The organism is Arhodomonas sp. KWT, assembly GCF_010993615.1.
In genome coordinates this window covers 1-1555 of the sequence record NZ_WNXE01000412.1, presented here as the reverse complement: position 1 = coordinate 1555, position 1555 = coordinate 1, and the positions used below count along the sequence as shown (strand labels likewise).

2 protein-coding genes are annotated in these 1555 nt (G+C 55.8%); both read left to right on the top strand.

Annotated features, from left to right (window positions below; translation table 11 throughout):
• The coding region (locus G7A99_RS19445) for a restriction endonuclease subunit S (RefSeq protein WP_163143334.1) at positions 1-1251 on the top strand (1251 nt) is incomplete at its 5' end.
• A gap of 13 nt (positions 1252-1264) precedes the next feature.
• A partial coding sequence (locus tag G7A99_RS19440; RefSeq protein ID WP_163143331.1) for a hypothetical protein occupies positions 1265-1555 on the top strand: 291 nt, incomplete at its 3' end.

The window sequence follows — 1555 nt, the reverse complement described above, 5'->3', positions numbered from 1 at the left end:
GTCTTCACAACCCGAATCCTAACGGAGACCCGCGGTGACCTCCTCAGCCGCTTTTACACACTTCCTGGGACACTACCCTCTTTCGTGCCCATGGCCGCGATTGGCGAACATGGTGGTATTCAGCTGGAACAAGTCAAGGCGCTGGACGACATCGGCGACCGCTATACCTACTTTGCCGACGGTGATGTCGTTGTCGCGAAGATTACCCCGTGCTTCGAGAACGGCAAGGGTGCGTTCGCGGAAGGGCTGAAGAATGGCATTGCATTTGGCACAACGGAGCTGCATGTCATTCGCCCGGCCAAAGAAATCGACGGACGTTTCCTGTTTTATCTGAGCATTTCTGAGCTGTTCCGTAATCTGGGTGAAGGTGCGATGTATGGCGCTGGCGGGCAAAAACGCGTGCCCGATCAGTTCATCAAGGACTTTCAGGCGCTGCTGCCGCCACTGGATCAGCAGAAAATAATCGCCGCCTTCCTCGACCGCAAGACCGCCGAGATCGACACCCTGACCGCCAAAAAGCGCCGCCTGCGCGACCGGCTGGCCGAAAAGCGCATCGCCCTGATCACCCGCGCCGTCACCAAGGGTCTCAACCCCGACGCCCCCATGAAAGACAGCGGCATCGAGTGGCTGGGGGAGATTCCGGCGCATTGGAAATGCGTACGTTTGCGTTTTATGGCTGATGTTGGCCCCTCAGCGAAAGGCCTAGTTATTGGAGAGGATGCTGAAATATCGTTTGTGCCAATGGCAAATGTGGGGGTGTGTGGCGGACTGACCTTGGAACAGACTAAGACGCTAAGTGACGTAACTGATGGATATACGTATTTTGCCAACGACGATATCTTGGTAGCCAAGATTACGCCGTGCTTTGAGAATGGGAAGGGAGCTTTGGCCGAAGACCTATTGAACGGTGTTGGCTTTGGAACGACTGAGCTTTATGTTGTCCGACCCAAATCTTTAATCTCTCCGCGTCTGATGTTTTACATAACCATATCTGATGCTTTCAGGAAAGTTGGCGAGGGTGCAATGTATGGTGCTGGGGGGCAAAAGCGTGTACCAGAAATATTTGTAAAGGATTTCCCAATACCCGTTCCACCTTCCTATGAGCAAGAAGAAATAGTTGATTTCTTGTTACGCGAAGAACGTCGATTTGAAACGATCAGATCGAAGGTGCTCTCCGTGATCGAGAAACTCCAAGAATACCGCTCCGCCCTGATCACCAATGCCGTCACCGGCCAGATCAAGGTGGCCTGAACCGGAGAAGCCCATGCACCAGGAAACCTACTTCGAACAGGCCATGGAGCAGTCGCTGATCGAGCAGGGCGGCTATGAGCGCGGTGACGCCAGCGGCTTCGATCCGGCCCGGGCGCTGTTTCCGGATGAGGCCATTGCCTTCGTCTCCGCCAGCCAGACGGAGCGCTGGCAGTCGCTGGTGAAGCTGCACGGGGACAAGGCGGGCGAGGTGCTGCTGGGGGCGCTGGTCAAGGAGTTGGCCTCCAAGAACGCCCTGCATGTGCTGCGCCACGGCTTTAAGTGCTTCGGCAAGACCTTCCGGCTG